At 70.3% G+C, this 25,097-nt stretch carries 24 protein-coding genes and 1 riboswitch; of the genes, 6 read left to right on the plus strand and 18 right to left on the minus strand.

All coding sequences use genetic code 11. The features are described 5' to 3' along the window. The first annotated feature begins 142 nt into the window (after positions 1 to 142). The 5 genes from ACIPC1_RS05685 (at position 143) to ACIPC1_RS05705 (ending at position 5,603) form a co-directional block, all read left to right on the plus strand. On the plus strand, positions 143 to 880 hold the full coding sequence (locus ACIPC1_RS05685; RefSeq protein WP_402513578.1) for an ABC transporter ATP-binding protein: 738 nt from the start codon (positions 143 to 145) through the stop codon (positions 878 to 880). Further along, the gene (locus ACIPC1_RS05690; protein WP_402513580.1) at positions 862 to 2,379 is read left to right on the plus strand and encodes a hypothetical protein; all 1,518 of its coding nucleotides are present in this window, start codon (positions 862 to 864) and stop codon (positions 2,377 to 2,379) included. Before ACIPC1_RS05685 ends, ACIPC1_RS05690 begins: the two co-directional genes overlap by 19 nt. Before the next feature lie 109 nt (positions 2,380 to 2,488). After that, a complete protein-coding gene (locus tag ACIPC1_RS05695) occupies positions 2,489 to 2,896 on the plus strand; it encodes a VOC family protein (RefSeq protein ID WP_384378821.1) in 408 nt (135 codons plus the stop codon). 740 nt (positions 2,897 to 3,636) lie between these two features. Next, a complete protein-coding gene (locus ACIPC1_RS05700; RefSeq protein ID WP_402513581.1) occupies positions 3,637 to 4,758 on the plus strand; it encodes an LOG family protein in 1,122 nt (373 codons plus the stop codon). 188 nt (positions 4,759 to 4,946) lie between these two features. Continuing rightward, positions 4,947 to 5,603 carry an LAETG motif-containing sortase-dependent surface protein gene (locus ACIPC1_RS05705; RefSeq protein ID WP_402513582.1) on the plus strand — a complete coding sequence of 219 codons (657 nt, stop codon included), beginning with the start codon at positions 4,947 to 4,949 and terminating at the stop codon, positions 5,601 to 5,603. A gap of 271 nt (positions 5,604 to 5,874) precedes the next feature. Here the strand turns inward: ACIPC1_RS05705 and ACIPC1_RS05710 are convergent, their stop codons facing one another. The 10 genes from ACIPC1_RS05710 to rpsB form a co-directional block, all read right to left on the minus strand. After that, positions 5,875 to 6,684: a maleylpyruvate isomerase family mycothiol-dependent enzyme gene (locus ACIPC1_RS05710; RefSeq protein ID WP_402513583.1), complete on the minus strand. Its 810-nt coding sequence runs from the start codon at positions 6,682 to 6,684 to the stop codon at positions 5,875 to 5,877. A gap of 59 nt (positions 6,685 to 6,743) precedes the next feature. Then, a complete protein-coding gene (locus ACIPC1_RS05715) occupies positions 6,744 to 7,763 on the minus strand; it encodes an ABC transporter ATP-binding protein (protein WP_402513586.1) in 1,020 nt (339 codons plus the stop codon). Next, positions 7,764 to 9,440, minus strand: coding sequence for an ABC transporter permease (locus ACIPC1_RS05720; protein WP_402513587.1), 1,677 nt, complete (start codon positions 9,438 to 9,440; stop codon positions 7,764 to 7,766). Next, complete coding sequence (locus ACIPC1_RS05725) at positions 9,416 to 10,507, minus strand: thiamine ABC transporter substrate binding subunit (RefSeq protein ID WP_402513590.1); 1,092 nt, start codon at positions 10,505 to 10,507, stop codon at positions 9,416 to 9,418. The genes ACIPC1_RS05720 and ACIPC1_RS05725 overlap by 25 nt, the downstream gene beginning before the upstream one ends. A gap of 79 nt (positions 10,508 to 10,586) precedes the next feature. After that, positions 10,587 to 10,705: riboswitch (TPP riboswitch) on the minus strand. A gap of 48 nt (positions 10,706 to 10,753) precedes the next feature. Continuing rightward, positions 10,754 to 11,860: a 23S rRNA (adenine(2503)-C(2))-methyltransferase RlmN gene (gene rlmN, locus ACIPC1_RS05730; RefSeq protein ID WP_266474585.1), complete on the minus strand. Its 1,107-nt coding sequence runs from the start codon at positions 11,858 to 11,860 to the stop codon at positions 10,754 to 10,756. A gap of 113 nt (positions 11,861 to 11,973) precedes the next feature. Beyond that, on the minus strand, positions 11,974 to 13,104 hold the full coding sequence (locus tag ACIPC1_RS05735) for a phosphatidate cytidylyltransferase (protein ID WP_402513593.1): 1,131 nt from the start codon (positions 13,102 to 13,104) through the stop codon (positions 11,974 to 11,976). After that, positions 13,104 to 13,661 carry a ribosome recycling factor gene (gene frr, locus ACIPC1_RS05740; protein WP_327432044.1) on the minus strand — a complete coding sequence of 186 codons (558 nt, stop codon included), beginning with the start codon at positions 13,659 to 13,661 and terminating at the stop codon, positions 13,104 to 13,106. Before frr ends, ACIPC1_RS05735 begins: the two co-directional genes overlap by 1 nt. 167 nt (positions 13,662 to 13,828) lie before the next feature. Continuing rightward, the gene (pyrH, locus tag ACIPC1_RS05745; protein ID WP_385731298.1) at positions 13,829 to 14,599 is read right to left on the minus strand and encodes a UMP kinase; all 771 of its coding nucleotides are present in this window, start codon (positions 14,597 to 14,599) and stop codon (positions 13,829 to 13,831) included. Positions 14,600 to 14,790: 191 nt separating this feature from the next. Then, positions 14,791 to 15,627, minus strand: a complete 837-nt coding sequence (gene tsf / locus ACIPC1_RS05750) for a translation elongation factor Ts (RefSeq protein ID WP_402513595.1) — start codon at positions 15,625 to 15,627, stop codon at positions 14,791 to 14,793. Between the two features lie 95 nt (positions 15,628 to 15,722). Further along, on the minus strand, positions 15,723 to 16,709 hold the full coding sequence (gene rpsB / locus ACIPC1_RS05755) for a 30S ribosomal protein S2 (RefSeq protein ID WP_402513598.1): 987 nt from the start codon (positions 16,707 to 16,709) through the stop codon (positions 15,723 to 15,725). Positions 16,710 to 16,979: 270 nt separating this feature from the next. Here rpsB and ACIPC1_RS05760 point away from each other — a divergent pair, with 270 nt between their 5' ends. Then, positions 16,980 to 17,630, plus strand: coding sequence for a M23 family metallopeptidase (locus ACIPC1_RS05760; protein WP_402513600.1), 651 nt, complete (start codon positions 16,980 to 16,982; stop codon positions 17,628 to 17,630). 371 nt (positions 17,631 to 18,001) lie between these two features. Here the strand turns inward: ACIPC1_RS05760 and ACIPC1_RS05765 are convergent, their stop codons facing one another. The 8 genes from ACIPC1_RS05765 to lepB all read right to left on the minus strand — a co-directional run bounded on the left by ACIPC1_RS05765 (position 18,002) and on the right by lepB (position 25,029). Then, positions 18,002 to 18,559 (minus strand): TetR/AcrR family transcriptional regulator, encoded by a 558-nt coding sequence (locus tag ACIPC1_RS05765; protein ID WP_402514806.1) that lies wholly within the window; start codon positions 18,557 to 18,559, stop codon positions 18,002 to 18,004. 375 nt (positions 18,560 to 18,934) lie between these two features. Continuing rightward, entirely contained in the window at positions 18,935 to 19,777 is an 843-nt protein-coding gene (whiG, locus tag ACIPC1_RS05770; protein WP_383681685.1) for an RNA polymerase sigma factor WhiG, read from the minus strand. A gap of 271 nt (positions 19,778 to 20,048) precedes the next feature. Further along, a complete protein-coding gene (dprA, locus tag ACIPC1_RS05775) occupies positions 20,049 to 21,194 on the minus strand; it encodes a DNA-processing protein DprA (RefSeq protein ID WP_402513603.1) in 1,146 nt (381 codons plus the stop codon). Continuing rightward, positions 21,194 to 22,816, minus strand: coding sequence for a YifB family Mg chelatase-like AAA ATPase (locus ACIPC1_RS05780; protein WP_402513605.1), 1,623 nt, complete (start codon positions 22,814 to 22,816; stop codon positions 21,194 to 21,196). The genes dprA and ACIPC1_RS05780 overlap by 1 nt, the downstream gene beginning before the upstream one ends. Beyond that, complete coding sequence (locus tag ACIPC1_RS05785; protein ID WP_402513608.1) at positions 22,816 to 23,190, minus strand: YraN family protein; 375 nt, start codon at positions 23,188 to 23,190, stop codon at positions 22,816 to 22,818. Before ACIPC1_RS05785 ends, ACIPC1_RS05780 begins: the two co-directional genes overlap by 1 nt. Before the next feature lie 151 nt (positions 23,191 to 23,341). Next, on the minus strand, positions 23,342 to 23,650 hold the full coding sequence (locus ACIPC1_RS05790) for a DUF2469 domain-containing protein (protein WP_003965949.1): 309 nt from the start codon (positions 23,648 to 23,650) through the stop codon (positions 23,342 to 23,344). A 55-nt stretch (positions 23,651 to 23,705) separates the two neighbouring features. Continuing rightward, a complete protein-coding gene (locus ACIPC1_RS05795; RefSeq protein WP_402514808.1) occupies positions 23,706 to 24,254 on the minus strand; it encodes an NUDIX hydrolase in 549 nt (182 codons plus the stop codon). 1 nt (position 24,255) lies between these two features. Beyond that, positions 24,256 to 25,029 carry a signal peptidase I gene (lepB, locus tag ACIPC1_RS05800; protein ID WP_402513609.1) on the minus strand — a complete coding sequence of 258 codons (774 nt, stop codon included), beginning with the start codon at positions 25,027 to 25,029 and terminating at the stop codon, positions 24,256 to 24,258. Positions 25,030 to 25,097 lie beyond the last annotated feature (68 nt).

Here is a 25,097-nt window from a genome sequence, read left to right on the forward strand (position 1 = left end):
AGAATGGGCCGCCCGGGGCCGCGTGCTGTCCGGCCTCCCGGCCCCGACTACCTAGCGTGCCCAGTGACCGATCGGCCCTGCCTTCGTTCCCCCGACCGGGGGACTTGGCAAGGCAAATCAGATCTGAACCGAGGTGTACGCGATGGTGGCCCCGCCTGACAACGACGTGATCTGGGCACGCGCCCTGCACGTCAAGCACAACGGCTCGCCCGCGCTCAGCGGTGTCTCGCTCGGCGTCCGGGAGGGCGAGATCCTCGCCGTCGGCGGCCCGCGCGGCAGCGGCAAGACAACGCTGCTGCGGTGCCTGGCGGGCCAGCTCCTGCCGGACCAGGGCGAGATCTGGTTCAACAGCACGCCCGTGCACACCATGGGCCCACTCACCCGCGAACGGCTGCGCCGCGACCGCTTCGGCTGGATCGACCCGAGTCCGATCCTCGTCCCCGAGCTGAACGCCTGGGAGAACGCCGCGCTGCCGCTGATGCTCCGCGGCTGCGGCCGCCGGGCCGCCAAGACCGCCGCCCTGGAGTGGCTGGAGCGCCTCGACATCGGCAACTGCGCCCGCAAGCGCCCGCACGACCTGCTCCAGGCCGAGCGCCAGCGCGTCGCCGTCGCCCGCGCGCTCGTCCCCTCGCCCACCGTGCTCTTCGCCGACGAGCCGACCGCCCCGCTGCACCGCGCCGACCGCGCCCATGTGCTGCGTACGCTCACCACGGCGGCCCGTTCACACGGCATCACGGTCGTCCTGGCCACACACGACGCGGAGATCGCGGCGCTCGCCGACCGCACGGTCTCGCTCCTGGACGGGCGGCGCGTGAACACCGTCCATCTGCCGCCGGTCACCGAGTCGGAAGGCCGGGCCGCGTGCTCGCTCTCCGTCTAGCCCGCAGGGCCGACCCCCTGGTCCAGCTGCGCCGGCTCCTGGTCACCGCCGCGTCGGCGGCCACCGGCTTCCTGCTGCTGTGCACGCTGGGGTACGCCATGGCGCATCCGGACGCCTCGGCCGCCTCGGTGCTCCGCCTGACCTGGTGCGCCGCTCCGCTGGCCGCCACCGTGTACTTCGCGGTCGCGGTCGCCCGCACCGACCCGGGCACCCGACCACGCCCCGGGCTCTCGGCCATCGGACTCGGCCCCGGCCGTCTGATGGCCATCGCGGCGGTCACCACCGCCCTGTCCAGCACCCTCGGCTCACTGCTCGCCCTGCTCTTCTTCCTGCACCTGCGCGGTGACCTGACGGGGATGCCCTTCGACGGCGCGGCGGCGGAGTTCCTCGCCGCGGACCAGCCGCTCCCGCTGCCCGCCGCGCTGACCCTGCTCGCACTGGTGCCGCTGGCGGCGTCGGCGGCGAGCGCGGTGGTACTGCGTCCGCGGGACGCGACGGTACGCCGCGGGGGCGCGTGGCTCGCGGCACGCGCTGGCGCGGTGGGCAACGCCCCGGCGCGCACACCCCGGCGCGCGCCTCGACATGCGGGGAAGGGCCGCGCGTCCGACCCCCAGCAGGCCGAAAAGGGCACGCGGACGCACGCTCAGCCAGACGCCGCCGGGGACGTGGACACGTACGACATCACCGGCGCCACCGGGGGCGCGGACACGTACGACATCAGCGCCGCCACCAGGAAGGCGGACACGTACGACGTCACCGCCGCCTCCGCGTCGCACGACGCAGCCGCATACGACCGCTCCGGCAGCGCCCGCAGCGACGCGAGCCCGGACGACAACATGAGCACCCACGACCCGCGGCTCCTCGAAGTCCCCGGGCTCCCGCCCACCTCCCAGACCGCCCCGGGCGGCCTCCCCTGGGGCGCCGCCGTGCTCGCGGCGGGCCTCGCCGTGGAGACGTACGCGAGCCGTTCGGGCGCGGCCCCCGGTCACGCGCTGCCCGGCGGTTTCGCGGGCGGCCCCGCCGGGGTGCTGGCCGGCTGGGCTCTGACCGCGGTCGGCCTGGCGCTTGCCGGGCCTGCGATCACCTACGCCTGCGGGCGGCTGCTCCAGGCCGTACGACCGGGCGCGGTGCGGCTGCTCGCCGGCCGGGTGCTCCAGGCGGAGGCGCGACGGATCGGGCAGCCGCTCGGCGTGGTGTGCGCGGTGGCGTCGGGGGGGTACGCGGTGGCCACGCTCTACACCGGCGCACGCCCCGACTTCGGTCCGCTGACCACCCTCGGCGTCCTGGTGGTCGCGGGGTGCACCCTGCTGACCCTGGCGACGGCCGCCCTGGAGGCCAAGCAGGCGCGCGCGGACACCACGGCGGCACTGCTACGGCTGGGCGCGCCTGCGACCATGCTCCGGAGCGCCGCCGCCCTGCGGGTGGGCGCGCTGCTCGCCGTATTCGGGCCGCTGACCTGGGCGGTCGCCGAACTTGCGGCGCTCCCCCTGGTCGGCTGACCGCCCGGAGAAGAAAAGTCCGCGCCGAGCGATGAGTTCCGCGCGGACCCCCGGTCTATCCCTGCGTACGACACCACAGCGCCGTACCGCACCGATGGGAGACCTGGACATGTACCAGCAGATGATCTTCGTGAACCTGGCCGTCGCCGACGTCGACACCTCGAAGAAGTTCTTCACCGAGCTGGGCTACACGATCAACCCGCAGTTCTCGACGGACGACTGCGCCTGCGTGGTGATCAGCGACACGATCGTCGCCATGATGCTGAGCAAGCAGCGCTACGCCGACTTCACGAAGAAGCAGATCGCGGACTCCACCAAGACCAGCGAGGTCCTGCTGTGTCTGAGCGCCGAGAGCCGCGAGAAGGTCGACGAACTCGTCGACAACGCCATCGCGGCGGGCGGCTCGGCCTCGGGCGAGACCCAGGACCACGGCTTCATGTACGGCCGCGCCTTCGACGACCCGGACGGCCACACCTGGGAGGTCACGTGGATGGACCCGGCAGCGGTCCAGGGCTGACCCACACACACGGGCGCCCGGCTCCCTCACGACAGAGGACATGGGCGCGTACGGGGGCGGCGTACGGGGGCGGGGCCGGCGTACGGGGGGGGCAGTGGGCGGCAGGCACGGGTGGCGGGCGTGGGCGACGAGCGCGGGTGCTAGCGGCGGGCGCCGGGCGCGAGCCACAGGCGCGAGCGCCGGGCACAGGTGGCAGGCCCGAGCCACAACCGCGGGCGCCGGGCACGAGCGTTGTGCACGAGCGGCAAGCGCGGCCACGGGCACAGGGCGCGGGCGCCGGGCACGAGCCACAAGCGCGAGCGCCGGGCACAGGTGGCAGGCCCGAGCCACAACCGCGGGCGCCGGGCACGAGCGGCAAGCCCGGCACGGGCGCGAACGCCGGGCACAGGCGGCATGCGTGCGGCACCGGGCGCCCCAACGCCCCGCCCCGCCCGAGGTCGCCCAAGGCACCCCACCACCTACCGCAGCCCCTCGGCACCACCACAGCCCCCGCCCACTCACCACCACCACAGCCCCTCGCCCACCCAGCACCACCACTGCCGCCCCGCGCCCACCCAGCACCACCACTGCCGCCCCGCGCCTCCCCAGCACCACCACAGCAGCCCCTCGTCCCCTCAAGCACCACCAACTGCAACCCCTCGCCCCCACCACCCCCACCGCCCCCGGCGACCCCGTCCCCAGCCCGGCCGCATTTCCGGGCCGCCCCCGAACCCCGCCGCCCGTGCGCCTAGCATGGCCGCGTGCAGCCGCAACCGACCCCCAGCCACGCTTCCCAGGACCGTGAGATCGAGTCCCTCGCCGAGTTCGACGAGGTGGTCTCGAAGCACGGCTCACTCGCCCACTTCCGTGTTCAGGCAGTCGACCTGACGGCCCGTACGAGGGATCTGCTGGCCCTGGACACCGCGGGCGCCGTCTTCCTCGGCTGCCCGATGGACGCCGACGCGGCGGGGAGGATACGCGCGGCGGGTGCGCTGGTCTTCCCGCCCGTCCCCGGCGTGCCCTTCGACCCCTACCGTGGCCTGCTCTACTCCCCCGACGAACTCTTCGAGCGGCTCGACGCGGGCTACGAAGCCACGCCGGACGCCCGCGCGTACGCCTGGTTCCAGCAGACCAAGGCCGACGGCGACGTCTTCTCGTCGATGCTCCGCGCGATCCATGACGACTCGGTCTCCGACGCACTCGACGAACTCCTCGTCGGCGCGCGGGTGGTGGGCGTGATGGGCGGCCATGCGATGGCACGGGGCACGCAGGCGTACGAGGGGGCGGCGCGCCTCGGCCGTGAGCTGGCGCGCGCCGGTTACACGGTCGCCACCGGCGGCGGCCCGGGCGCGATGGAGGCGGCGAACCTCGGCGCGTACGCGGCCCCCTTCGACGACGAGATGCTCACCGAGGCCCTCGAACTCCTCGCGCGGGCGCCGTCGTTCACCCCCTCGATCACCGACTGGGCACGCGCCGCCTTCGACGTACGCGAGCGCTGGCCCGCCGGTGGCGCCTCGGTCGGCATCCCCACCTGGTTCTACGGCCACGAGCCGCCGAACGCCTTCGCCGCGCACATCGCCAAGTACTTCGCCAACGCGACCCGCGAGGACGGCCTGCTGGCCCGCTCGAATGCGGGCGTCGTCTTCCTGCCGGGCGCCGCCGGGACCGTACAGGAGATCTTCGACAACGCGACGCCGAACTACTACGAGTCCCGTGGCGAGCCGACGCCCATGGTTCTCGTGAACCGCGCCCACTGGACCGAGAAGCACCCGACGTGGCCCCTCCTCCAGTCGCTCGCCCGTGAGCGCGCGATGGAGTCCCGAATCGCCCTTGTTGACCGTATCGAGGACGCTCCGGACGCACTCAAACGTCTCGGTGGTTAACGACAAGGTAAAGCCAACGCCTCGGCAAGGGCATATGCATTGACAGCACTTAGCTGGCGCTTATAAACCAGTGAGGCTACTGGGGGCGCTGTTGTCGCAGCAGAGCAGCAGAACGCCCCTCTCACCCCCCGCAGTTGCGCATCCCGTGAAGGGCAATCGTGTCCATATCTCGCCGTACCGCACGTTCTGTGCGAATCCTGGGTGTTGCTTCAGCCACGGCCGCGCTCGCGCTCGGCGTCGCCGGCAACGCAATGGCCTGCAACATCCGTGACTTCACCGCTGTCGCCGCGTGCGACGACAGCGGGAAGGGCACCATCTCCGTCACCGACATCGACGCCTCGGGCGTGAAGGCCACGGTGTCGGTCTACCTCGAGTCGAACGGCGCCGACGCGAAGCTCGTCGGCGAGGAGACCGTGGTGGGCACCCGCGAGGGCGCCACCGTCACGTTCTCGGAGGACTGGGCCCCCAAGGCCAAGTACCGCGTCCACATCAAGGCCGAGAACAACGCTGTCGACGAGGACATCTCCCCGAACCTGACCGTGCCGGACAAGGCGTGCACGTCCACGGAGACCACTCCGCCGGCCACGACGCCTCCGGCCTCGGAGACGCCCGCCCCGTCGGCGACGCCTTCGGACTCGGCGACCCCGTCGCCCGCCGAGAGCACCACCGCCCCCGCCACGACGGGCAGCAACGCCCCGTCCCCCGCGGCCGGTGAGTCCAACCTCGCCGAGACCGGTGCGAACTCCAACACCCCGGCGATCGCCGGCGTCGCTGGTGCGTTCGTCCTGGTCGGTGGCGGAGCGGTGTTCTTCGGCATGCGCCGCCGTGGCGCGACGAAGGCCTGATCCTCACACCGTACGAACGTGTGGCCCGTCCCCTCATCGAGGAGACGGGCCACACGCCTGTGCGACCCTGACGGGCAGCCGCGGCGCGGGACGCGACCCCGACGGGCACCCACGGGGCAGGACATGACCCTGATGGCATCCGCGGAGCAGGGACGTGCCCCTGGTGGCACCCACGGCGCAGCATGACCTGATGGCACCCACGGCGCAGAACATGACCCTGATGGGCACCCGCGGCGCAGTACGTGCCCCTGGTGGCACCCGCGGCACGGACCTACCCGAACGTCGCCCGCTCCAGCCAGAAATCCAGCAGCTCGCGCTCCCCCAGCACCTCCAACCGCCCGGCATCCAGCGGCAGTCGGCGGTAGAAGGCCAGCAGTACGTCGGTCAGCGGACCCCGCAGCGCGACGGTCGCCTTCTCATGGCCCCGGCGCCAGGCGACACCTTCCTCGGTGAGTTCGACGACCCACTCGGCGTTCAACTCGGGGGGCGGGTCGGTGGCGTGGAGGTGGATGCTGCGGCCGGGCCCGCGCAGTTCCTTCGCCGCGTCGTGCGGCTGCGTCCGCTGCACGAACTCCACGATCCCCAGCCACTCGTCGATCGCGTCGACGGCCACATCGGGGTCGACCTCGTACGGCAGCCCCGCGGCGAGTGTCGCGTCGGCGCGGTGGATCGCCAGCTCGTGTGTCATCCGGCGCGCCCAGAAACCGGAGGTGAGAACCCCGGCCCACCCCCAGACCTTCACATCGGGCCCCGCCTCCCGCAGCGTGCCGACGAGCATCTCACCGGTCTCCGCGAGCCAGGCGTCCAGGGCAGCGGGATCGCCCTCGGCCTCCGGCCCCTGACCGAGGGGAATGTTCCCGTCGGGGGTGTACTCCTGCACCCTTTTACGGACGAGGAGTTCGGCCCAGCGCAACGCCCCGCCGGTATGCCGTAGGAGCTGCTCCAGCGACCAGGCCGGGCAGGTCGGCACGGTGGCGGACAGCTCGACGCCGTCCGAGGTCACCACGTCCCTCAACTGCCGTACCTGCACCTCGATCGCGTCGCAGTAGCGGTCATGCCCGAGCACTCCGAGTGACGTCATGAGCCGCACTTTATGCGGCGGACGGTGCTGCGAGTACATCATTTTCGGGCGCCGGGCGGTCAGCCGAGGACGATGATCTCAGCGGCGTCGAACTCGACCCCGACCTGATCACCGGGGACCGGCGCATCCCTGAGCGTGCACGCCGCTTCGAGCCGGGGCGCGTCCTCCGGTTGCAGTTGTACGGCGACATGAGTGCCGCGGAAGGTCCGTGCGACCACGGTGCAGCGCAGCCCCTCCACCGCGTCCACCAGCCGTACGCCCGCGGGCCGTACGAGCAGGGTGCCCGGCCCCTGCCGGGTGCCCTCCGGCACCGGAACCTTCCCCCACGGAGTGTCCGCGGCCTCCCCGCTCACCGTCGCGTCGACCACGTTGTCGAAGCCGAGGAAGCGCGCCACGAACTCGTCCGCGGGGTGCTGCCAGACCTCAAGTGGCGTACCCGACTGGGCGATTCGCCCGTCACGCATCACCACGACCCGGTCGGCGAGCGCGAAGGCCTCCCCCTGGTCGTGCGTGACGGCGAGCACGGTCGTACCCAACTCGCCGAACAGCTCACGGAGTTCGACGACAAGGCGCTCGCGCAGCGAGCGGTCCAACTGGCCGAGCGGTTCGTCGAGCATCAGCAGCCGGGGGCGCGGCGCCAGGGCGCGCGCCAGCGCGACCCGCTGCTGCTCACCACCGGAGAGCGCGGCGACGGCCCTGTGCTCGGCGCCCGGCAACCCGACGAGCTCCAGCAACTCGCTTACCCGTACAGCCTGTTCGGCCTTGTCCGCCCCGTGCATCCGCAGCCCGAAGGCCACATTGCCGCCCACGTCGCGCTGCGGGAAGAGCTGGTGGTCCTGGAACATCAGGCCGACGCCCCGCCGGTGCGCGGGCACCTGAGCCTGGTCGCGGTCGTCGAGGAACACCCGGCCCGCGTCGAGCGTCTGGAGCCCGGCCACCACCCGCAGCAGCGTCGACTTGCCGCTGCCGCTCGGCCCCAGTACACACACGATCTCGTGCTCGGCGACCGCGAGGTCGACGGCATCGAGCACCGCCCGCCCGCCGAAGCGTACGGTCGCGGTCTCAAGGCTCAGCAGCATCTAGAACTCCCCGGTCCGGTCGGTCCGTACCCGCTCCAACAGCAGCAGCGCCACCGCGCACACCACCATCAAGATGGTCGAAAGGGCCATCGCCTGGCCGTAGTTGAGGTCGCCCGCGCGCCCGAGCAGCCGGGCCACGGCGACCGGCAGCGTGGGATTGTCGGGCCGTGCGATGAAGACGGTCGCCCCGAACTCGCCCAGCGACACCGCGAAGGCGAACCCGGCCGCGACCAGCAGCGCCCGCCGCACCATCGGCAGATCGACCTCGCGCCACACCCGCCACGGCGACGCCCCGAGCACCGCGGCGGCCTCCCGCAAACGCCCGTCCACCGCCCGCAGCACGGGCAGCATCGTCCGTACGACGAAGGGGACACCGACCAGTGCCTGCGCGAGCGGCACCAGGATCCAGCTGCTTCTGAGGTTGAGCGGTGGCTCGTCCAGCGCGATCAGGAACCCGAACCCGACGGTCACCGCCGACACGCCCAGCGGCAGCATCAGCAGCGCGTCGAAGCCTCGTACGAGACGGCCCGCCCGTCTGGTGAGGGCGGCGGCCGCCAGACCGCCGATGAGTACGGCGATGGCGGTGGCGGCGAGCGCGTACTGCAGCGAGTTGCCGATGGCCTCGATCGGCGGGACGAGGAAGATGCCGCTGTCGTCGGTCGTCAGCGCCCTGTAGTACCCGAAGTCGGGGGCGCCCAGGGAGCGTTGGACCAGCACAGCGAGCGGCAGCACGAGCAGCACGGCGATGGTCGCGAGGACCCCGGCGAGCAGCGCCCACTGCCCGGCACCGCGTGGCCGGCGTGCGGTCGTCTCCGGGGCCACCAGACGCAGGGCGGTCTCCCGGCGCCGTACGGTCCAGGCGTGCACGGCGAGGATCGCGCCCACCGCCACGAACTGGATGATCGTCAGCACCGCCGCCGTGGAGAGGTCGAAGATCTCCGAGGTCTGCCGGTAGATCTCGACTTCGAGGGTCGAGAAGGTGGGACCGCCGAGGATCTGCACCACACCGAAGGAGGTGAAGGTGAAGAGGAACACCATCAGCGCGGCGGCGGCAACGGCCGGGCTCAGGGCCGGCAGCGTCACCTTGCGCCAGGCCGCGAACCGGGAGGCGCCGAGCATCCGGGCGGCCTCCTCCTGACGCGGGTCGAGCTGCGACCAGAGCCCGCCGACGGTACGGACGACGACCGCGTAGTTGAAGAAGACGTGCGCGAGCAGGATCGCCCAGACGGTGGTGTCGAGCCGTACGCCCCACAGTTCGTCCAGCAGCCCGCCCCGGCCGACCAGCGCCAGGAACGCCGTACCGACGACGACCGTCGGCAGCACGAACGGCACGGTCACCACCGCCCGCAGCACCTGCTTGCCCCTGAAATCGAAACGCGCGAAGACGTACGCGCCGGGGAGCGCGATCAGCAGTGTGAGCGCGGTCGAGGCAAGCGCCTGCCAGGTGGTGAACCACAACACGTGCCGGATGTCGGACTGCGCGAGGACATCCCCGATCCGCCCGAACTGCCAGACCCCGTCGACCTTGAGGCCGCGGGCCACGATCGCCGCCACGGGGTAGGCGAAGAAGACGCCGAAGAACGCGATCGGCAGGGCCATCAGCCCGAGCCGCGCCGCACCTCCCCGACGGGACTTCCTTCGCGCCCGGGGCGTTACTTCAGTACGAGTGAGGTCCACGACTTGACCCACTGGTCACGGTTCTCGGCGATCTTGCTGGGGGCCATGGTCTCGGGGTCCTTGGCCTGCGGCCCGAACTCCGTGAACTCGGCCGGCACCTTCGCGCCCTCCACCACCGGGTAGACGAACATGTTCAGCGGCATGTCGTCCTGGAACTGCTTGGTGATCAGGAAGTCGATGAGCGCCTCGCCGCCCTTGGTGTTCTTCGCGTTGCTCAGCAGCCCCGCGTACTCGACCTGCCGGAAGCAGGTGCCGGTCGCGACGCCGGTCGGCGCGGTCGTCGGCTTCGGGTCGGCGTAGATGACCTCGGCGGGCGGCGAGGAGGCGTAGGAGACGACGAGCGGACGGTCCGCCTTGGCCTTCTTGCCGCCCGCGGACCCGGAGAAGTCCTCGTTGTACGCCTGCTCCCAGCCGTCGACGACCTCGACGCCGTTGGCCTTGAGCTTGGTCCAGTAGTCCTGCCAGCCGTCGTCCCCGTACTTCGCCGCGGTCCCGAGCAGGAAGCCGAGGCCAGGCGAGGAGGTGGAGGCGTTCTCGGTGACGAGCAGGTTCTTGTACTCGGGCTTGATCAGATCCTCGAAGGACTGCGGCGGCGTCAGCTTGTGCTCGCTGAAGTAGGCCTTGTCGTAGTTGACGCAGATGTCGCCCGTGTCGATGGGCGTCACCCGGTGCTTGTCCTCGTCGACCCGGTACTCCGGGAGGATCTGGTCCGAGCCCTTGGCGTCGTACGACTGGAAGAGCCCGTTGTCGAGCGCGCGGGACAGCAGGGTGTTGTCGACGCCGAAGAAGACGTCGCCCTGCGGGTTGTCCTTGGTGAGGATCGCCTTGTTGACGGCCTGCCCCGCGTCGCCGTCCTTGAGGACCTTGACCGTGTACCCGGACTCCTTCTCGAAGGCGCTCAGCACGTCCTTGGAATAGGCGAAGGAGTCATGGCTGACGAGAGTCACCGTCTTGGAGTCACCACCGCTCCCGGAACCGGAATCGGTCGAGCCGCACGCGGAGAGCGTGACGAGCCCCAACCCCACACCGACAGCGACGACGGCCGTGATCGTCTTCTTCTTGCTCACTGAATTCCTCCTGGGATGACCAGGAAGAGACGCGGCCCTGCCCGGGAACCTCTGACAGTTCCCGGGCAGGGCGCAACAGCTTGAGTATTGACCGAACTTCCTACCCAGAATGACCTGGGCAAGGTTCTGAGGGTCTGCGGCCCACCGGTGGCCCGGCTACCGCACTCTCAGCGCTGTGGCGCTCCCCTGTCGGAATATGAAGATGTAGGTACCTAAGGATGCACGTACGCAGCCATGTTGCCCAGGTTACCGCTCGGTGGCCGCGAGCTGACCGCACGCCCCGTCGATCTCCTGACCGCGGGTGTCCCGAACGGTGACCGGCACCCCGTGGGCCGCGATCGCCTCGACGAACGCCTTCTCGTCCTCGGGCCGCGAGGCGGTCCACTTCGAACCCGGCGTCGGGTTCAGCGGGATGAGATTGACATGCACGGGCTTGCCCTTGAGCATCCGCCCGAGCCGGTCGCCACGCCAGGCCTGGTCGTTGATGTCCCTGATCAGCGCGTACTCGATGGAGAGCCGGCGCCCGGACTTCGCCGCGTACTCCCAGCCGGCGTCCAGCACCTCCCGCACCTGCCACCGCGTGTTCACGGGGACGAGGGTGTCGCGCAGCTCGTCGTCGGGCGCGTGCAGGGAGATGGCGAGGCGGCACTTGAAGCCCTCGTCGGAGAACCGGTTGATCGCCGGGACGAGCCCGACGGTCGACACGGTGATGCCCCGCTGCGAGAGGCCGAGCCCGTCCGGCTCGGGGTCGGTCAGCGCGCGGATCGCCCCGACCACCCTCTTGTAGTTGGCCAGCGGCTCACCCATCCCCATGAAGACGATGTTGCTGAGCCGCGACGGACCACCCGGGATCTCGCCGTCCCGAAGCGCCCGCATGCCATCGACGATCTGGTGCACGATCTCGCCGGTGGAGAGGTTCCGGTCGAGCCCGGCCTGCCCGGTCGCACAGAACGGGCAGTTCATGCCGCACCCGGCCTGCGAGCTGATGCACATGGTCACCCGGTCCGGGTACCGCATCAGCACGGACTCGACGAGCGTGCCGTCGAACAGCCGCCACAAGGTCTTGCGAGTGGTCTCCTGGTCGGTCGACAGATGCCGCACGACCGTCATCAGCTCGGGAAGCAACGCCTCCTGAAGCTTCCCGCGCGAGGCGGCCGGGATGTCCGTCCACTCCGCGGGGTCGTGCGCGTACCGCGCGAAGTAGTGCTGCGACAGCTGCTTGGCACGAAACGGCTTCTCACCGATCGCGGCAACCGCTTCCTTACGCTCAGCGGGCGTGAGATCGGCAAGATGCCGCGGCGGCTTCTTGGCTCCGCGCGGGGCGACGAATGTGAGTTCTCCGGGCTTAGGCATGGCCGTACCAGTGTCGCAGACATACGGAGAGGGACTCGCCGCCCTGTGGACAACGAGCCCCTCACCGACAAACCCGCACGTCAGCGACGTACAGACGCATACACAACAGCAGGTCAGCCCGACCCGACGAAGATCACCAACAGCAGCCACACCACCGGAGCTGTGGGCAACAGCGAGTCCAACCGGTCCATGATCCCGCCGTGACCCGGCAGCAGCGTGCCCATGTCCTTGATGCCCAGGTCCCGCTTGATCATGGACTCGCCGAGGTCGCCCAGCGTGGCGCTGGCGGCGACCGCGAGGCCCAGGAGCAGGCCCTGCCACCAGGTGCCGTCGTCGATCAGGAACTCCATGCACAGCGCACCCGCGGCCATCGCGAAAGTGACCGCTCCGACCAGGCCCTCGCGGGTCTTGCCGGGGCTGATGCGCGGCGCCAGCTTGTGCTTGCCGAAGCGCCAGCCGATCGCGTACGCGCCCGTGTCACTGACCACGGCGAGCAGCAGGAACGTGAGCACCCGCCATGAGCCGTCGTCGGCCGCGAGCATCAGCGCGACGAACGTGGCCAGGAACGGGATGTAGAAGGCCGCGAACACACCGGCCGTGACGTCCTTCAGATAGCCCTCGGGGGGCTCCGTCATGCGCCAGACCAGGACGGCCAGCGCGGTGAGTGCCATCGCCACCCACGCACCCTCGGCGCCCCGGACGTAACCGGAGACGACCATCGCCGCACCGCCGAGCGCCAGCGGCACGAGAGGCGCCTTGATGCCCTTGCGCTCCTCCAGCCGCGATGTGAGCTCCCACAGCCCCACGACCACAGCGACCGCTATCACGCCGATGAAGACGGCCTTGACGATGAACAACGACGCGATGATCACCGCGCCGAGCCCGACGCCCACCCCTATGGCCGCGCCCAGGTCCCGTCCCGCGCTCTTCTTCTGCGGTGCGGAGGCGGGCTGTGGGTCGCTGGGCATGGGCTCCTGCGGCTTCTGCGACGGGCCTCCGTAGGGCGGCGCCGTCGCCGGTGTGTCGTCGCGGAACAGGGGACCGCTCAGCCGAGCGGCCCCCCGGTCGTCATCCTGGTCTCCGCCATGTTCGGGTACGTCGGGCACGATGGGCATGGGGCGAGTGTGCTGCGCGTCATACGCATCGTATGGGGGACCCGCCGGGGCAGCCCCCTGGACAGGCCCCTGCTCGGACGGCCCCCAGTACCCGGCTTGTGGCGGCGGCGCCCAGGAAGAGTCGTTCATCAGACCTCGAGCAGCTCCGCTTCCTTGTGCTTCAGGAGCTCGTCCACCTGAGCGGCGTACTTCGCCGTGGTGTCGTCGAGTTCCTTCTCCGCACGGCGGCCCTCGTCCTCGCCGACCTCGCCGTCCTTGATCAGCTTGTCGATGGTCTCCTTCGCCTTGCGGCGGACGGAGCGAATCGAGATCTTGGCGTCCTCACCCTTGGTCTTGGCGACCTTGATGAACTCCTTGCGGCGCTCCTGGGTCAGCTCCGGGAACACCACCCGGATGATGTTGCCGTCGTTGCTCGGGTTGACGCCGAGGTCGGAGTCGCGGATCGCCTGCTCGATGTTGCGCATCGCGCTCTTGTCGAACGGGGTCACCACCGCCATGCGCGGCTCGGGCACCGAGAACGAGGCCAGCTGGTTGATCGGCGTCAGTGCACCGTAGTAGTCCGCCACGATCTTGTTGAACATCGCCGGGTGCGCACGACCGGTGCGGATCGCGGCGAAGTCCTCCTTGGCGACCACGACGGCCTTCTCCATCTTCTCCTCGGCCTCGAGGAGGGTCTCTTCGATCACCACTTGCTCCTGCGTCTTGAGTAGGCCCGGCAGCTGTTCCTCGTAGGGGTGGCAGCCGGCTGCGTCGCGTCTTGTTCCTGCACGGTTCCGGACCGGCAGGACATTGTCCATCCCCCGGTCGGGGTCCGTGCCCGGTCAGGGTTCGACCCCGGTCGGGGCCGGTCCCGTCAGGCCCGGCTGCTGTGTTCACCCACGAGTGTGCCGATCTTCTCACCCTTGACCGCCCGCGCGATATTGCCCTCCGCCAGGAGCTCGAAGACCAGGATGGGCAGCTTGTTGTCCCGGCACAGCGTGATGGCGGTCATGTCGGCGACCTTGAGGTCGCGGGTGATGACCTCGGCGTAGCTGAGCGAGTCGAACTTGACCGCCTCGGGGTTGGTCTTCGGGTCGGAGTCGTACACACCGTCGACACCGTTCTTGCCCATCAGCAGGGCCTCGGCGTCGATCTCCAGGGCACGCTGGGCGGCGGTGGTGTCGGTGGAGAAGTACGGCATGCCCATACCGGCGCCGAAGATGACCACACGGCCCTTCTCCAGGTGCCGTACGGCGCGCAGCGGGATGTACGGCTCGGCCACCTGTCCCATGGTGATGGCGGTCTGGACCCGGCTGTCGATGCCTTCCTTCTCCAGGAAGTCCTGGAGGGCCAGGCAGTTCATGACCGTGCCGAGCATGCCCATGTAGTCGGAGCGCGCCCGGTCCATGCCGCGCTGCTGGAGTTCCGCGCCGCGGAAGAAGTTGCCGCCGCCGATGACGACCGCGATCTGGGCTCCGCCGCGCACGACGGCCGCGATCTCACGTGCGATCTTGTGCACCACGTCGGGGTCGACGCCCAGTCCGCCGCCGCCGGCGAACGCCTCGCCGGAAAGCTTCAGCATGAAGCGTCCCGCGCCTTTGCCGTCGTCGGTCTTCTCGCCCTTGCCGGCCTGGGTGGTGGTCATGGATCTCTCGCCTCTTTTACGTGTCACACATACGAAGAAGGCCATTGCCGCTGGGGTGTTGTTCGCATCCCATGCTTGGCAATGGCCTCCTCGTCAGATCTGCTGTCGTCCGGCACGCACGCGCGCGTGCCCACATACGCGGACGACTGCTGTCGACCCTAGCGGGGTCGGGCGTCGATCGCGGTACGGACTCAGATGCCGACCTTGATACGCACGAAGCGCTTCAGGGTGACACCGGCCTCGTCCAGAATCTTCTGGACGGACTTCTTGTTGTCGAGCGCGTACGGCTGGCCGAGGAGGGTGGCCTCCTTGAAGAAGCCGTTGACGCGACCCTCGACGATCTTCGGAAGCGCGGCCTCCGGCTTGCCCTCGGCGCGCGTGGTCTCCTCGGCTACGCGGCGCTCGGACTCGACGACCTCGGCCGGAACGTCCTCACGGGAGAGGTACTTCGGCGCGAAGGCGGCGATGTGCTGCGCGATGCCCTTGGCAAGCTCGGCGTTCGGCTTGTCCAGCTCGACCAGGACACCGATCTGCGGGGGCAGGTCGGGCATGGTGCGGTGCATGTACGCGGCGACGTAGGCGCCGGAGAACTGGGCGAAGCGGTCCAGGACGATCTTCTCGCCCAGGCTCGCGTTGGCCTCGTCGACGAACGCCTGAACCGTCTTGCCGGGCTCGATCTCGGAGCCGAGGAGGGCGTCGAGGTCGGCCGGGGAGGACGCGGCGAGGTGCTCGGCGATCTGGTTGGCGACGGCCTGGAACTTCGCGCCCTTGGCGACGAAGTCCGTCTCGCACTTCAGCTCGACCAGGACACCGGAGGAGTTGTCGTCGGCGATGATCGAGACCACGGCGCCGTTCTCGGCGGAGCGGCCCTCGCGCTTGGCGACGCCCTTCTGACCCTTGATCCGCAGCGCCTCGACGGCCTTGTCGACGTTGCCGTCGGACTCGTCCAGCGCCTTCTTACAGTCCATCATGCCGGCGCCGGTGAGCTCACGGAGCTTCTTGACGTCGGCGGCGGTGTAGTTCGCCATGATTCCTGGAATCTCTCTCGAAGTCTGAAGATCTACGGGCCGAACGGCGGGGGCTTGGTGCGCCCCCGCCGTTCAGAACCCGAAGGGGTGAGGGGTCAGGCCTGCTCGGCGTCCGCGGCGGGGGCCTCGGCGGCGACCGGAGCGTCGGCGGCGGGCGCCTCGGCGGCCGGAGCCTCAGCGACCGGAACCTCAGCGGCCGGAGCCTCAGCGACAACCTCGGCCTGCTCGGCGTCGGCGACCTTCTCCGTCTCGGCGGAGGTCTGGACCTCGGCGACCGGAGCCTCGGCAGCGTCCTCGGGGTCGGCCTTCTTCTCGCCCTCGAGCAGGTCGCGCTCCCAAGCGGCGAGCGGCTCGCCCGCAGCCTTGTCGCCCTCGGCGGCCTTGCCCGCACCGGAGCGGGAGATGAGGCCCTCGGCGACGGCGTCGGCGATCACGCGGGTGAGCAGGGTGACGGAGCGGATCGCGTCGTCGTTGCCCGGGATCTTGTAGTCGACCTCGTCGGGGTCGCAGTTGGTGTCGAGGATCGCGACGACCGGAATGTGGAGCTTCCGGGCCTCACCAACGGCGATGTGCTCCTTCTTGGTGTCCACGATCCAGACGGCGCTGGGCACCTTGGACATCTCGCGGATACCACCGAGGGTCTTCTCCAGCTTGGCCTTCTCGCGCGAGAGCACGAGAAGCTCCTTCTTGGTCAGACCGGACGCGGCGACGTCCTCGAAGTCGATCTGCTCAAGCTCCTTGAGGCGCTGCAGACGCTTGTAGACGGTCGAGAAGTTGGTGAGCATGCCGCCCAGCCAGCGCTGGTTGACGTAGGGCATGCCGACGCGGGTGGCCTGCTCGGCGATGGCCTCCTGCGCCTGCTTCTTCGTGCCGACGAACATGACCGTGCCGCCGTGGGCAACGGTCTCCTTGACGAACTCGTAGGCGCGGTCGATGTACGACAGCGACTGGAGCAGGTCGATGATGTAGATGCCGTTGCGCTCCGTGAAGATGAAGCGCTTCATCTTCGGGTTCCAACGACGGGTCTGGTGACCGAAGTGGACGCCGCTTTCCAGCAGCTCCCGCATCGTGACGACGGCCATGGCCGTTCTCCTTGGTGTTCTCGGTTGTGCCGCGCGTGCCGGACGGCACCCGCGCCTGACGCCCGCTTGCGCCTTGCCACTAGGGACCGAGGGGCGCTGACACCGGCTGTTTGACGGCCTCGTGTCGGGGCGTGCGAAGTCGACCCGGTCGCCCGGATCGCCACCAGAAGTGTACGGGACCTGAGAGGCACCGGGTGACGCCGCTTTCCACAACCGGCCGGTACTCCACAGATCCCGGCCATGATCGGCCCGATGCGGGACGGTTCTCGCATGCGAGCGAAACGATGTCTGCGTACGTGGCTGGGTGTGCTGCTGGGACTGACGGTGACCGTCCTGGGATCCCTGGCCCCGTCCGCCCTGGCCCGGACGACCGATCCGGCGCCACCGGTGCCGCCGGGATCCCCTGGTTCGCCGGGGTCTTCAGGGGCACGGTCCCCGGGACCGACCGCGGCGGCCGATCCGACGGTCCCGGCCGTCGCCCGCGCCTGGCCCTTGGGCGTACGTCCCACGGTCGTACGAGGCTGGGATCCCCCGGCGACGGCATACGGCCGCGGTCACCGGGGCGTGGACCTCGCGGCGGCCCCGGGCACACCGGTACGGGCCGTCGCAGCGGGCCGGGTGTCCTTCGCCGGCCGGGTCGCGGGGCACGGAGTGGTCTCGGTGGAACTGACCGGCACGGGTACGCCGCCCCTGCGCACGACGTACGGTCCGGTACGGGCGTCGGTGGACAAGGGCGCCGAGGTCGCGGCCGGCGAGGTCCTGGGCACCGTGGAACCAGGCAGCTCCCACTGCCCGACGTCGTGCCTGCACTGGGGCCTGCTCAGAGGCAGGACATACCTGGACCCACTGTCACTGCTCCCACCTTGGCTACTCAGCAGGGGCCCGTCGCGCCTGCTACCGCTGACTGGGGCAAAGCGATAACCGCCTTCACCATGGGCCCACCTGACGCTCTGCCCCGCCTTCACCATCGGCACACCAGCCGCTCTGCCCCGCCTTCACCATCGGCACACCAGCGGCTCTGCCACCGCCTTCGCCATGTGCCCACCTGACGCGCGGCCCCGCCTTCACCATCGGCACACCTGACGCGCGGCCCCCGCCTTCACCATCGGCCTATGTGCTGCTCCGCAACAGTCCGCGCTGTGGACATGCGGCCGCTCCGCAACCGTCATAGCTGTGGGCATGCGCGCCGCCAGGGGCAGCTCCCGTCCCGACGAGGGCGGCACACCTCAACCGCCGGGCTGCGCAACCCACCCCAACCTCAGCCCCACGCCGGGTGCGCAGAACACCGAGCCTCAGCCCCGAACGCCCCGCAGAGCCATGGCGACCGCCGCGTCGGTGATGGCGGTGGGATCCTCGGCCGCCCCCAGCTCGATCCGGCGCACGGCGGCGTCCACCACACCCTGAAGAAGCATCGCCGCCAACCGCGGCTCTGTGTGCCCCAGCTCCCCGAGCGCCTCAACGATCATCGCCACAAGGCCGCCATGAGCCGCACGGATCTTCTCCCGAGCCCCGGCATCGAGCTCACTCGCGGAGATGGCCACCACGGCCCGGTGCCGCCGGTCCCCGACGAGGGCCAGCTGCTGTCGGACACAGGCCTCGACCTTGGCCTCCGAGGTCGAGGCCCGCTGCATCGCGTCGGACACCTCCGCTGCCCAGACCGGGAAGTCGACCTCGCACAGCTCTTCGACGACGGCAGCCCGCGACCGGAAGTACTCATAGACGGAAGACCGCGCAAGCCCGGTGCGCTCGGCGAGAGCCGGGAAGGTCAGCGCCTCCGTCCCGCCCTCGGACAGGAGGGACCGAGCCGCGTCCAGCAGGGCGGCTCGCTGCATCGACCGGTGCTCGGCCACGGAGGCCGCTCGAATCCTTGGCACGGCCACCACTTTACGGACGGACCGCCCCGAACGGCACCCACCCCGATCACCCGACCATGCGAAGCGTCGCCAAACAGGGACAAGACGACAGCGGGCCACAGCCGAGGCAAGCACAGGGAAAGCCCCCGCGAAGGGCGGGACCCAGTACGGGACAAGGCACGGGACCCAGTACGGGCCTCGATACGGGACAAAGCGCGGGACCCACTACAGGCCTCGATACGGGACAAAGCGCGGGACCCACTACAGGCCTCAATACGGGACAAGGCGCGGGAACCCCAGTACAGGCCCCACTACGAGCCCCGGTACGGGACAAGCGCGGCAGAGACGATTCAGCTCCCTGCCCCATCGTGATCAGCGCCCGAAACTGGCCAGCTTCGCCCGCAGCTGAAGCACCGACTTCGTGTGAATCTGACTCACCCGGCTCTCGGTCACCCCCAGCACATTGCCGATCTCCGCGAGCGTGAGCCCCTCGTAGTAGTACAGCGTGACCACGGTCTTCTCGCGGTCCGGCAGCGTATTGATCGCCCGCGCCAGAAACCTCCGCAGCTCCCGGTCCTCCGCGACCTCCACCGGATTGTCGGCCGCGGTGTCCTCAAGGGTGTCCATCAGACTCAGCCGGTCACCGCCCTCGCCTCCGACGTGCAGCAACTCCTCCAGAGCCACCACGTTCGCCAGCGACAACTGACTGAAGACCGCGTGGAGTTCGTCCACGCCGATCCCCATCTCGGAGGCCACCTCGCCCTCGGACGGGGTACGCCGCAGCCGCGCCTCCAGCGTCGCGTAGGCCCGCTCCACATTGCGCGCCTTCTGCCGTACGGACCGCGGAATCCAGTCCAGCGCCCGCAGTTCGTCGATCATCGCGCCCCGGATCCGCGTGATCGCGTACGTCTCGAACTTGATCTCCCGCTCGATGTCGAACTTCTCGATCGCGTCGATCAGCCCGAACACCCCCGAGGAGACGAAGTCGGCCTGTTCGACATTGGCCGGCAGGCCGACACTCACCCGCCCGGCGACGTACTTCACCAACGGCGAGTAGTGCAGGATCAACTGCTCCCGCAGCCGCTCGTCGCCCGTCGACTTGTACGACCGCCACAGCTCGTCGAGCGTCGAGGGAGCGGGCGGGCGCACGCTGCGGCCGTCACGGGCGGCCGGGGGGATCGCCGCCCGGTCGGACCCGGAGGTGTGCTGGGGCATTCGTCGCCTTGTGCCGTTCTGCTGTGAACTGGGGATGCCTGGGTGAGCTGTCGGTCTGATGTCGAGTTGCCTGTCTACGCCGGAAACCCCGTGAGCGTAGCGTGACTGAAGCGTCGCAGTGCGCGAAGGCCGGGTGATCACCCCTACGCAGATGCGTTCTGGTGGGCACCGCCCTCGCCCCCGGTGATCGCCCTGTGTGATCACCGGGAGCCGCCAACTGCGGGAATTGCCAAGGCTGTCGGCGTTCGCCCGGACGGCCGAACACGCTCGGTCAGCAGCCGCCTCGAGCACCGCGGACAGAGATCATTGCCTGGCGTGTCAACTTCCAGCCGTCGCCGTGTCGTTCGACGAAACCAAGTGCTCGGAGTTCGTACAGTCTCCCGACCGCCTCGTCCGTCGTGGTCCCCGCGCCACGGGCGACCTCCTCGGCCCCCACCAGGCCGCGGGCCGGCAGCGCGGCCAGCACCCGCCCCGCGCCCGGGTCGAGCAGATCGCGCGGAAGCACGGGCCCTCGCCGGTCGGGAGCCAGGTCTCCTATGTCGCCCACCAGCTCGGCGACTTCCGCGGCGTCGGAGACCAGGACCGCGTCCCCGCGCAACAACTCGTGCACCCCGGCCGACAACCCGCTGGTGACGGGCCCCGGCACCCCTATCGTGAACCGCCCGAGCCGCGCCGCCGCGCGAGCCGTGACCAGCGCGCCGCTGCGGTAGGCAGCCTCGACGACCACGGTCCCCCGGGTGAGCGCGGCGATGACCCTGTTCCGCAGGATGAATCTGCTCGGCGTGGGGTGATCCCCGGGTGGCAACTCCCCCACCACCAACCCTTGTTCGGCGATTCTGTTGATCAACTCGGTGTGCCCGCGCGGGTAGGGCTTGTCGACGCCGCAGGCCAGCACCGCGACGGTGGCGCCGCCCGCCCCGAGGGCACCCCGGTGCGCGGCGCCGTCCACGCCGTACGCGCCGCCCGACACGACGACCCAGCCCCGCTCCGCGAGCCCCGCGCCCAGCCTGGCCGCCATATGCGCGCCGTACTCGGTGCACGCCCGGGCTCCGACGACGGCGACGGAGCGCAGTGCCCATATCCGCAGACTGGGCTGCCCTCGGACCCAGAGTCCGGTGGGCCTGGCGTCGCCCAGATCGTCGAGCTGCACGGGCCACTGTGGCTCTCCGGGGCAGATGAATCTCGCGCCCGCGTCCTGCGCCTGGGCCAGGTCCCGCTCGGGCTGCATCCGCGAGACCCGCCCCCGCAGCCCCTCCCAGCGCTGCGCGCTAGCCCCGGGCAGCGGCTCCCATCCCTCCACGAGCCGCCGCGCCACCTCCACCGCTCCGAGCTCCCGCAGCCACCGCCCGCCGAGCTCGTCGCCGGGTTCGAAGACCCGCGCGAGGGCGACGCGGGCCATACGTTCGTCGTACGTCATCACCGTGAGCCGATCATCATCGGCACCCCGCGGGGGACCCCGGTGCGCAGTTGCAGGGCCAGTGCCACGTCCCCGGCGTCAGGTCGGTCGTGGCCCGCGAGGTCGGCCACGGTCCAGGCGACCCGGAGAACACGGTCCAGACCGCGTGCGGTCAGCACACCTCGCTCCAGTCCACGCTCGGCCTCGTCCATCGCTCCGGGCAGTGCCTGCCAGCGGCTGCGCAGTTCACGCCCCGGCATCTCGCTGTTCGTGTGCCACGGAGTGCCGGTCAGCCGTGCGCCGGAACGCTCGCGAGCGGCACTCACCCGGTCGGCCACCGTCCGTGTCGACTCGCCCAGCGCGCCGGCCGCCGTCAGTTCGGACCGGGTGACCGGCTCGACCTCGACCCGCAGATCGATCCGGTCGATCAGCGGGCCGGAGAGCCTGGACTGGTACCGGCGGACGGAGGAGGGCGGGCACTCGCAGATGTCGTTCGCCACGCTGAACCGCCCGCAGGGGCAGGGGTTGGCCGCGAGGACCATCAGGAACTTCGCCGGAAACCGCACGACACCGGCGCTGCGCGCGATCACGACATGGCCCGCCTCCAAGGGCTGCCGCAGGGCATCGAGAACAAAACTGCTGAACTCGGGTGCTTCATCCAGAAAAAGAACACCCCTGTGCGAGAGAGACACCGCGCCGGGCCGGGCAAGGCCCTTGCCGCCACCGACGAGGGACTGCATCGTCGCCGAATGGTGCGGCGCGCAGTACGGCGGGATCTCCACCATCGGCTTGCCCGGTGGCAGTAGTCCCGCCACCGAGTGGATCGCCGTCACCTCCAGGGATTCCTGCCTGCTGAGGCGAGGCAGGAGGGAAGGCATCCGCTCGGCGAGCATGGTCTTGCCCGCGCCGGGCGGCCCTTGGAGAAAGACGTGGTGTCCTCCGGCGGCCGCGACCTCCATGGCGGTGCGCGCCGACATCTGGCCGACGACGTCGGCGAGGTCGTGTCCCTGGTCGTGTTCCGGCACAGCCATGCCGCACAGGCCGGTCGCTTCGCCCGTGCCCGGCATCCGCAGTCCGGCCAGCAGCGGATCCGGCCGCCCCTGCTCGTCCGGATCCTCCTCGGGCACCGGTTCGTCCGTGAGCACGGCGATCAGCTGGCGCAGGCTGCGGACGCCGAGTACGGAGATCCCCGGCACCAATGAGGCTTCCGCTGCCGCGCACTCCGGCACCACGACCTGTTCGTATCCCGCATTCGCGGCGGCCAGGACCGCCGGCAGGACTCCGCGTACCGGCCGGACCCGCCCGTCCAGGCCGAGCTCCCCGATCATCACGATGTCGGAGAGCACGCGTGGGTCGATCCGCTCGGAAGCCCCGAGCACCGCCGACGCCACAGCAAGATCAAACCCGCTGCCGCTCTTCGGCACCGACGCCGGGCTCAGCCCCACCGTCAGCTTCTTCTGCGGCCACGGGGCCCCGGAATTCACCACGGCCGCCCGGACCCGGTCCTTGCTCTCCGTCAGGCTCTTGTCCGGCAGCCCCACCAGGGTGAACGCCGCGACGCCGGGTTCCAGGTCCGCCTGGACCTCCACGACGACGCCCTCGACACCGACCAGAGCCACTGAGCAGGTACGCGCGAACCCCATCAGGCCACCCCCCGCGCATGCTCGACCACGGGCGCACCGCGGTCGGGGAGGACGACGCCGATCAGATCGATGCGGACGCCGCCCGGTGGGGCTCCGCCGTGTTCCTGTAGCCAGCGTTCGGCCAGGCTCCGCAGGCGTTGCGCCTTGGCCGTCGTGACGGCCGCCATCGGGTGCTCGAAGGTCCCCGCCTTGCGGGTCTTGACCTCGCAGACGACCAGTGCGTCGCCGTCGCGGGCCACGATGTCGATCTCGCCGGTCCTGCCGGCGCGCCAGTTGCGCGCCAGGACCGTCATCCCGGTCTCGGTCAGCCGCCGTGCGGCCAGATCCTCGCCGTACCTGCCGAGTGCGCTGCGTTGTGCGTTGCGTGTGTTCATGTCGGCACCACCTCCGGCGCCAACATTGCGGCCACTTCAGCTCGCTATTGGATCTTGGTGGACGGGTGGCCGACTGTGGAAAACTCCGTCACCCACACGAGCGGGCGCCCGCCCCACGAACGGACGCCCGACGAGCAGCCACCCCGCGTCATCAACCGCCCGGCAGCTCCAGATCGCTCTTGTTCAGCTCCTCGATATTCACGTCCTTGAACGTGAGTACCCTTACCTGCTTCACGAAGCGAGCGGGCCTGTACATGTCCCACACCCAGGCATCCGCCATGGATACCTCGAAAAACACCTCACCCTGGACCGAGTGCACCTGCATCTCGTAGTCATTGGTGAGGTAGAAGCGCCGTTCGGTCTCGATCACATATTTGAACAGACCGACGACATCGCGATACTCCCGATAGAGCTTCAGCTCCATCTCGGTCTCGTACTTCTCGAGGTCCTCGGCGCTCATGGCATGTTCCCCTTCAGCCGTGCGTCCCCCTATTGTGCGCCAGCCCCGGGAGCCCCTAGACGATTTCGGTGTCGAGGACCTCGGGTGTGGCCGGGGGACCCTCGTCGAGCACCCTGCGCAGCAGCTCGGCGAGTCTGGTCGGATACACCGTCTCATGTGCCTGGTGAAGTTCCTGGCACGTCCACCAACGCGCTCCGGCGACACTGCGCCGTTCCAGCTCCGTCAGCCCGGCGGCAACCGGCGTCGTGTGGGCCGTACCGGCCGTACGGGCCAGGTAGTACCACTCGTCCTGGTCCCAGCGGCGCCCCGCGAACGGGAAGGAGCACTTCCGCCGCCACAGCACCGGGCCCAGCTCGACCTCGGTGATTCCGGTCTCCTCGGCGAGCTCCCGCAGTGCGGCCTCCGCGCGTGTCTCGTCACCCTCCAGGCCGCCGCCGGGCGTGAACCACCAGTCGTCCGAGGGGTCGTCCGGCTCATGCCCGTGGAGCAGCAGAATCCGCTCGTCTGGGTCGAGCAGCACCACCCGGGCGACCCGGCGCAGTCCGCCCTCGTACTCGTCGGGGGCCGCGGTCCCCTCGTCGTGCGGACCCCCGCCGTACGACACCTCAGCGGACACCGGCGAGCTCCGTCCGAGCCCGGCCGCGCCGAGCCGCGCGCTTCTTGGCGAGCGGCCCGTACGCGGCACCGCCCAGGACCAGCACCGCGCCCGCCACCACCGCACCGACCATCAGCCGCAGCGGTCCCGGCTCGGAGAGGCCGCCCAGCGTCTCGAAGCCGGTCGGTCGCGCGAGCATGCCGTTCACGGGCCAGGCCACGGCGTCGACCCGCCCCTCGACGGCGCTGCGCGGCACGGTTCCGCTGGCGGCATCGGTCAGATGGGCGGTGGAGTCCAGGGAGCCGCTGCGCTCGTCACCGAGCAGGAACAGGTTGCCGTCCGGAACCTTCACGGTCGGGATGCTCGTGACCTCGGCCGCCGAGCCCTTGGGGAGATACGGTTCTTCGATCTGCTTTCCGTTGACGGTCAGCTTCCCGTTCGTGCAGCAGGCGACCTCGTCGCCGCCGACGGCGACCACCCGCTTGACCATCGGCACGTCGCCCCAGCTGGCCTCTTTGAAGACGACGACATCGCCGCGCCGGACGTCCGCGCCGTCGACGCGCTGTGCCAGCACGCGATCCCCCGCGTCGATCGTCGGCGTCATCGACCTCGTGGGCACGGTGTACGGCCGGTAGACCACCGCCCCCCAGACGAACCCGCCGAGGAACAGCACCAGGCCCAGCGCGACGGCGACCCCGGACAGCACCTCTCCGGTCCGGCCACCTGCCGAGGTGTTGCGTGTGCCGCCACGCGCGGCCGTACCTGTCGAGCTCTCGCCACCCATGGATCGGCACCTTACCCGGGGGTACGGGCGGAGGTCAGCCCATGGTCCGGATCACGCACACGGGCCCC

Source organism: Streptomyces sp. NPDC087263 (genome assembly GCF_044744645.1).
Taxonomy (GTDB): Bacteria; Actinomycetota; Actinomycetes; order Streptomycetales; family Streptomycetaceae; genus Streptomyces.

Coding starts and splice junctions, on each gene's coding strand:
- ACIPC1_RS05685 (WP_402513578.1), top strand. CDS start 143: ATGGTGGCCCCGCCTGACAACGACGTGATCTGGGCACGCGCCCTGCAC.
- ACIPC1_RS05695 (WP_384378821.1), top strand. CDS start 2,489: ATGTACCAGCAGATGATCTTCGTGAACCTGGCCGTCGCCGACGTCGAC.
- ACIPC1_RS05710 (WP_402513583.1), bottom strand. CDS start 6,684: ATGACGTCACTCGGAGTGCTCGGGCATGACCGCTACTGCGACGCGATC.
- ACIPC1_RS05715 (WP_402513586.1), bottom strand. CDS start 7,763: ATGCTGCTGAGCCTTGAGACCGCGACCGTACGCTTCGGCGGGCGGGCG.
- rlmN (WP_266474585.1), bottom strand. CDS start 11,860: ATGCCTAAGCCCGGAGAACTCACATTCGTCGCCCCGCGCGGAGCCAAG.
- ACIPC1_RS05735 (WP_402513593.1), bottom strand. CDS start 13,104: ATGAACGACTCTTCCTGGGCGCCGCCGCCACAAGCCGGGTACTGGGGG.
- pyrH (WP_385731298.1), bottom strand. CDS start 14,599: ATGACCACCACCCAGGCCGGCAAGGGCGAGAAGACCGACGACGGCAAA.
- tsf (WP_402513595.1), bottom strand. CDS start 15,627: ATGGCGAACTACACCGCCGCCGACGTCAAGAAGCTCCGTGAGCTCACC.
- rpsB (WP_402513598.1), bottom strand. CDS start 16,709: ATGGCCGTCGTCACGATGCGGGAGCTGCTGGAAAGCGGCGTCCACTTC.
- ACIPC1_RS05760 (WP_402513600.1), top strand. CDS start 16,980: ATGCGAGCGAAACGATGTCTGCGTACGTGGCTGGGTGTGCTGCTGGGA.
- whiG (WP_383681685.1), bottom strand. CDS start 19,777: ATGCCCCAGCACACCTCCGGGTCCGACCGGGCGGCGATCCCCCCGGCC.
- dprA (WP_402513603.1), bottom strand. CDS start 21,194: ATGACGTACGACGAACGTATGGCCCGCGTCGCCCTCGCGCGGGTCTTC.
- ACIPC1_RS05780 (WP_402513605.1), bottom strand. CDS start 22,816: ATGGGGTTCGCGCGTACCTGCTCAGTGGCTCTGGTCGGTGTCGAGGGC.
- ACIPC1_RS05785 (WP_402513608.1), bottom strand. CDS start 23,190: ATGAACACACGCAACGCACAACGCAGCGCACTCGGCAGGTACGGCGAG.
- ACIPC1_RS05790 (WP_003965949.1), bottom strand. CDS start 23,650: ATGAGCGCCGAGGACCTCGAGAAGTACGAGACCGAGATGGAGCTGAAG.
- lepB (WP_402513609.1), bottom strand. CDS start 25,029: ATGGGTGGCGAGAGCTCGACAGGTACGGCCGCGCGTGGCGGCACACGC.